Origin of the sequence: Kitasatospora sp. NPDC059462 (assembly GCF_042749955.1) — a bacterium.
Lineage (GTDB): Bacteria > Actinomycetota > Actinomycetes > Streptomycetales > Streptomycetaceae > Kitasatospora.
The window spans coordinates 21,287-27,630 of sequence record NZ_JBHYUU010000117.1 but is presented as its reverse complement, the minus strand read 5'-3'; the positions used below and the strand labels follow the sequence as shown (position 1 = coordinate 27,630).

The window sequence follows — 6,344 nt, the reverse complement described above, 5'->3', positions numbered from 1 at the left end:
CTCGGCGACGGCCTGCACCGGCTCCTCGACCGGCGCGGCCTCGGCCTTCTTGCGGGTCCGGCGGGCCCGCACGGGCTTCTCCGCCTTCTCCGGCGCCTCGGCCTTCTCCGGCGCCTCGGCCTTCGCGGCCTTCTCGCTCTTCGCGGCCTTCTTCGGCGCGGCCGCCGGCTCGCCGGCCTCCGGCGCGGTGACCACGATGGCGGTGGCCTCGGGCGCACCGGCGGGCGCCTCGGCGCGCTTGCGGGTGCGGCGGGCGCGCACCGGCTTCTCCGCGGCCGGCTCGGCGGCGGCGGGCGCTGCGGCGGGCGCGGGCTCGGAGGCGGTCTGCGCCGGCTCCTCGGCCGTGATGACCGTCTCGGCGCTCTCCGTGGCCGCGCCCTGCGGCGCTCCGGCCGGGCGGGACACCGCCCGGCGGCGCCGGCGCGGCGGCGCGGCGGACGCGCTCTCGCCGCCGGTCGCGGCGGTGTCGTTCGGTTCCGTGGCCGCAGACTGCTGCGGATCGGTGTTATCGAGCATGCGGGTGGATCTCCCGTCAGGCCCCCGGGCTCCGCATCCGGGCACGGCGCGGCACCGGTGGCCGGCCGGCATCGCGACGATGCTCGGGCCGGACCCTTTCACGGTGCCGCCGCGCGGACGCGAGGCCGCACAGGGGCTCGTAGTCTCGCTCGGCGCCCCGCGCTCGGCGGGGTGTCGAAAGTCTTCTGGTCTGACCAGTCTTCTGAGGTTTTCCCAAGCTGCGCCGTCCCCCAACCCCGGGTGGCTCCCGGACGGGGTCCTCGGGCCCACCGACCGTCGGGGTCGGCGGGCCGCAAGAGGCCGGCCTGTGCTTCGACGACGCTCGCTCCCCTGGGGAGCCGCGGGGGCCTGGAGGACCAGCGGGCCCAGTGGGGAACTGGACCCGGCCTCCGCCCGCTAGGCGGACGCGGTTGCGCGCGGCTCGCCGGTGGCCACAGGGCCGGCCGGGGCCGCGGCGCGGTCGAGCGCCAGCGGGTCGGTCACCGTGCCGGTCCCCTCGTCGAGCGGCCCCTGCGCCAGCCTGGTCACCTCTGCGGGGACCGGCGGCGCCAGGTCGGCCGTCGCACGGAGACCGGACAACACGTCGTCGGGTCGTACGGCGGGTGTGGCGTGTCGTACTACCAGGCGCAGTATCGCACAGGGACGCCCGGTCCGAACATCGCGGGCCTCTTCGCCCGCCGTGTCCGCACCGCCGTCGACCTGCGGCGGGAGGAGTTCGATCGCGGCGACCGCGCCGCGCGCGTCGAAGACCCGGACGCCGTTCTTGGTGAGGCGTTCGACCTCGACCCGCTCCTCGGCGAGGAAGGCCGCGACGGCGCGGGCCGCCTCCTGGGGCTCGACCCCGTCGAGCCGGACCCGCCACTCGGAGGCCTCCAGGCGCTCCACGAAGTTGGACGTGCGCACCTCGACCGCGTCGATCACGTCGAGGCCCCCGGGCAGCGACTCGTCCAGCAGGACGCGCAGCTCCTCCGGGTCGCGGGGGGCGGCGAGCCCGATCTCCAGGTACTCCGCCTCGCTGGCCACACCGGTCGGCGCGGCGTTGGCGTAGGACACCTTGGGGTGCGGGGTGAAGCCGGCCGAGTAGGCCATCGGCACCGCCGACCGGCGCAGGGCGCGCTCGAAGGCGCGCTGGAAGTCGCGGTGGCTGGTGAAGCGGAGCCGGCCGCGCTTGGTGTAGCGGAGACGGATCCGCTGCACCGTCGGCGCGGGCGGGGGACCGTCGGGCGTACGGCGTGCCAGGGTCGCTCAGTCCTTCGTCAGTTTTTCCCGTCCGCAGCGGAGAGGTTTCCCCCCACTGTCCGGACGCTGTCACCTCAAAGGGTACGCGCCCCGGCCCACCCCTCGCCCCGCCCCGGTCGGCGGCCGGCCCTCAGGCCAGCGACCCGGGCTCCGCGAGCCACCGGGTCTTGAGCTCGGCGTGCTTGGCGATCGTCTCGAAGTCCCGGTCGTAGTGCAGCACGGTCAGCCCGTGGTGCAAGGCAGTTGCAGCCAGGAGCAGGTCCACCACACCCGCAGAGCGATGGGCTCCCGATTCGGCCAACGTGAACCGCAGTTCCCGGACATGACGCCACACGTCGTCCGGCGTGACCCACCATGTGTACAGCCGATCGAACTGCGCCGACATCGCCCGCATCTCGGACACCGAACGGGCCGAGTAGAGCAGTTCGGCCTCGACCGCCGAACACATACCGACCCGCCCGGCAGTCAGGGCCTCGCTCCACGCGGCGAGCGCGGACGGCCGCTTCAGCAGGCGTACCGCTGCGGACGAATCGATCAGGAAGTCGTCACGCTCTCCCACTCAGCCCCACCCTGCTTCCCTCGCCACGCCTCGTCCTTGAAGCCCGGATCCAGGACCCGATCGAACGCGCCGTCCTCAGCGAGCCGCACCAGCTCCTGCAGTGCGAGCTCCCTGCGACGCCTCGCCCCTATCTCGATCAGGGCCGCGTTGACCGTGTCCTTCTTGGTGACCGTGCCGAGCACCTCGGCAGCCAGCGCCAGGGCCTCATCGTCGATATCGATCACGGTCTTCGACATATGCTACACCACCTCTCATGATGGATATATCCACCATCTCACCGTTGACATCCCCTTTGCAAGTCCCACTTGAGATGTTGCAGCCCCCGGTGGATATATCCACCGGGGGCTGCAGCATTACACCTACTTGTTCACCACGGTGAGCGGGAGGAGCTTCTTGCCGGTGGGGCCGATCTGGATGTGGGTGTCCATCTGCGGGCAGACGCCGCAGTCGAAGCACGGGGTCCAGCGGCAGTCGTCGACCTCGACCTCCTCCAGGGCGTCCTGCCAGTCCTCCCAGAGCCAGTCCTTGTCGAGACCGCTGTCCAGGTGGTCCCAGGGCAGGACCTCCTCGTAGCCGCGCTCGCGGGTGGTGTACCAGTCGACGTCGACGCCGGTGCCGGCCAGGCCCTTCTCGGCGCTCGCCATCCAGCGGTCGTAGGAGAAGTGCTCGCGCCAGCCGTCGAAGCGGCCGCCGTCCTCGTAGACCGCGCGGATGACCGCGCCGACCCGGCGGTCGCCGCGCGAGAGCAGGCCCTCGACGATGCCGGGCTTGCCGTCGTGGTAGCGGTAGCCGATGTTCTTGCCGTACTTGCGGTCGCCGCGGATCGAGTCGCGCAGCTTGGCCAGGCGGGCGTCGGTGGCCTCGGCGGACAGCTGCGGGGCCCACTGGAACGGGGTGTGCGGCTTGGGCACGAAACCGCCGATGGAGACGGTGCAGCGGATGTCGTTCTGGCCGGTGACCTCGCGGCCCTTCTGGATGACGTTCTTCGCCATCTCGCCGATCTGGAGCACGTCCTCGTCGGTCTCGGTGGGCAGGCCGCACATGAAGTACAGCTTCACCTGGCGCCAGCCGTTGCCGTAGGCGGTGGCGACGGTGCGGATGAGGTCCTCCTCCGACACCATCTTGTTGATCACCTTGCGCATGCGCTCGCTGCCGCCCTCGGGGGCGAAGGTGAGGCCCGAGCGGCGGCCGTTGCGGCTGAGCTCGTTGGCGAGGTCGATGTTGAAGGCGTCGACGCGGGTGGACGGCAGCGAGAGGCCGATCTTGTCGTCGGCGTAGCGGTCCGCCAGGCCCTTCGCGACGTCACCGATCTCGGTGTGGTCCGCGGAGGACAGCGACAGCAGGCCGACCTCCTCGAAGCCGGTCGCCTTGAGCCCGCGCTCGACCATCTCGCCGATGCCGGTGATGCTTCGCTCCCGCACGGGGCGCGTGATCATGCCGGCCTGGCAGAAGCGGCAGCCGCGGGTGCAGCCGCGGAAGATCTCCACGGACATCCGCTCGTGGACGGTCTCGGCGAGCGGGACGAGCGGCTGCTTCGGGTAGGGCCACTCGTCGAGGTCCATCACCGTGTGCTTGGAGACCCGCCACGGCACGCCGGGGGCGTTCGGCACGACGCGGCCGATCCGGCCGTCGGCCAGGTACTCGACGTCGTAGAACTTCGGCACGTACACCCCGCCGGTGCGGGCGAGGCGCAGCAGCAGCTCGTCGCGGCCGCCGGGGCGCCCCTCGGCCTTCCACTCCCGGACGATCCGGGTGATGTCGAGCACGGCCTGCTCGCCGTCGCCGATCACCGCGCAGTCGATGAAGTCCGCGATCGGCTCGGGGTTGAACGCGGCGTGGCCGCCGGCCAGCACGACCGGGTCCTCGTCGGTGCGGTCGCGGGCGTCCAGCGGGATGCCGGCGAGTTCGAGCGCGGCCAGCATGTTGGTGTAGCCGAGTTCGGTGGAGAAGGAGAGCCCGAACACGTCGAAGGCGCGCACCGGCCGGTGGGCGTCCACGGTGAACTGGGGGACGCCGTGCTCGCGCATCAGCGCTTCGAGGTCCGGCCAGACGCTGTAGGTGCGCTCGGCGAGGACGCCCTCCTGCTCGTTGAGCACCTCGTAGAGGATCATGACGCCCTGGTTGGGCAGGCCGACCTCGTAGGCGTCGGGGTACATCAGCGCCCAGCGGACGTCGCAGGCGTCCCAGTCCTTGACGGTCGAGTTCAGCTCGCCGCCGACGTACTGGATCGGCTTCTGGACGTGCGGGAGGAGGGCCTCCAGGCGTGGGAAGACCGATTCGACAGTCATGTGTAGTGGGAACCCTTACGACGTTCGGGACCGCCGCGCACTTGGCGGGGGCGACGGCTGGGAGGGGTGACCCTCAAGGGTAGCCGAACCGTCGTGCGCCCCGGTCCGGCCGAGGAGCCGGATCCACCGCACCCGGACGGTCCGGGTACGGGATCCCGGCACGTGAACGCGGCCCCACCGGCGGCCCACCGCGGGCCCACCACGGCCCCACCGCGGGTGCCCGACGACTGTTGACACGCTCCGAGGGCGCGTGCGGTACTGGCAAGGCTCCACCGGAAGGTCCTGTGCGTCCCCGGAGCGAGGGAGTCGGCCGCGCGCGCACCGGCCGTGCCGGGAGGACCCGGCGCGACCCCGCGCCGCGCTCCCGCCGAGGCCCCCGGCCGCGCCGCCCCGCCCGCCCCCCGAGGACAGGAGAGTCATGGCCGACACGGGCCGGCGGACGCGCCGGATCGACGCCCCGCGACAGGACACCGGGACCTATCCGACGGCGGCGCGCGCGGTCGCCGCGGCCCGCCGGCTGGCCCGCCGCCACCCCGGGCGCTGCCGGGTCCGCGAGGTGGGGCGTTCCCGGGCGGGGCGCCCGCTGGTCCTGCTCTCGGTGGACGAGGGCGAGCACACGGTGCTGGCCGTCGGCGGTCCGCACCCCAACGAGCCGGTCGGCGTGGCCTCCGCCGTGCGGCTGGCCGAGCGGGTGCTGGAGCTGCCGCCCCGGCCGGGGGTCGGCTGGCACGTCCTGCTCTGCCTGGACCCGGACGGCGCCGCGCTCAACGAGGGCTGGCTGAACGGCCCCCTCACCGCGGCCCGGCACTACGAGCACTTCTTCCGGCCGGCCTTCCACGAGCAGCCGGAGCTGCTGCCGCACCCGGACGGCCCGCTGGCGCCGATGCCGGAGAGCCGGGTGCTCACCGGGCTGATCGACGAGCTGCGCCCGGTGCTCCAGTGCTCGCTGCACGGCGTGGACTTCGGCGGCGCGTTCGTGCAGCTCACCCGGCCGCTGCCGGCCCTGGCGGAGCGCTTCGCCCGCTCGGTGGCGCGCGGCGGCATCCCGCTGGACGTCGACTCCTACGACGCGGTCGGCTGGGACAGCCCGGCCCCGGGCAGCTACGTGATGCCGCCGCCGGGCCGCCGCCGCCAGCCGCTGCCGGACCGCCCGGAGCTGTCCACCTGGTCCTACGCGGGCCGGTACGGCGGCACGACGGCGGTGCTGGAGGTGCCGATGTGGGCGGTCGACGCGGTCGGCGACGCACGTCCGGCGCCGGACGTGCGCGCCGCCGTCGGGGCCTGCGCGGACCGGCTGGGCGGGCGGGTCGCCGAGCTGACCACCCTGCTGCCGCAGGTGCCGCCGCACGCGGGGGTGGCGTACGGGCCGCTGCTGCGCGCCGTCGAGTTCAACCTGGCGGTCTGCCGCCCGGTGGTGGACGACTGGCTCGCCGCCTGGTCGTCGGCGCCGCTGACGGTGTCCCGGGTGACGGCGGCGCGGATCGCGGCCGAGCGGGTGCCGCTGCGGATCGCCTCGATGCTGCTGCGGCTGCTCGCGGACAGCGGCGGTCCGGCGGCGGACGCGGCCCGGGTCCGCGCCCGCGGGATCGTCGCGGCGAGCCTGGAGGGCCTGCACCGGCTGGGCGCCCGCTGGGTGCCGGTGGAGACCCAGGTCGCCCACCAGACCCGGGCGGTGTTCGCCGCCGCCGACCTGCTGCTGCCCCCGGCCGGGTAGCCCCCGGCCGGGCCCCTCGCGGACCGGG

The 6,344-nt window shown here is 73.8% G+C and carries 5 protein-coding genes and 1 pseudogene; 1 reads left to right on the top strand and 5 read right to left on the bottom strand.

Annotation, left to right across the window (positions count from 1 at the left end; genetic code table 11):
- The 5 genes and pseudogenes from ACFXAM_RS25875 to ACFXAM_RS25855 all read right to left on the bottom strand — a co-directional run.
- Nucleotides 1-516, bottom strand: a pseudogene (locus tag ACFXAM_RS25875) (ribonuclease E/G); the annotation flags it as partial.
- 396 nt (nt 517-912) lie between these two features.
- Entirely contained in the window at nt 913-1,713 is an 801-nt protein-coding gene (locus ACFXAM_RS25870; RefSeq protein ID WP_380294624.1) for a TIGR03936 family radical SAM-associated protein, read from the bottom strand.
- Between the two features lie 172 nt (nt 1,714-1,885).
- Nucleotides 1,886-2,314, bottom strand: a complete 429-nt coding sequence (locus ACFXAM_RS25865) for a PIN domain nuclease (RefSeq protein ID WP_380294623.1) — start codon at nt 2,312-2,314, stop codon at nt 1,886-1,888.
- Nucleotides 2,290-2,550: a type II toxin-antitoxin system VapB family antitoxin gene (locus ACFXAM_RS25860; RefSeq protein WP_380294622.1), complete on the bottom strand. Its 261-nt coding sequence runs from the start codon at nt 2,548-2,550 to the stop codon at nt 2,290-2,292. Before ACFXAM_RS25860 ends, ACFXAM_RS25865 begins: the two co-directional genes overlap by 25 nt.
- 123 nt (nt 2,551-2,673) lie before the next feature.
- On the bottom strand, nt 2,674-4,602 hold the full coding sequence (locus ACFXAM_RS25855) for a TIGR03960 family B12-binding radical SAM protein (protein WP_380294621.1): 1,929 nt from the start codon (nt 4,600-4,602) through the stop codon (nt 2,674-2,676).
- 418 nt (nt 4,603-5,020) lie between these two features.
- Here ACFXAM_RS25855 and ACFXAM_RS25850 point away from each other — a divergent pair, with 418 nt between their 5' ends.
- The gene (locus tag ACFXAM_RS25850) at nt 5,021-6,316 is read left to right on the top strand and encodes a M14 family zinc carboxypeptidase (protein WP_380294620.1); all 1,296 of its coding nucleotides are present in this window, start codon (nt 5,021-5,023) and stop codon (nt 6,314-6,316) included.
- Nucleotides 6,317-6,344 lie beyond the last annotated feature (28 nt).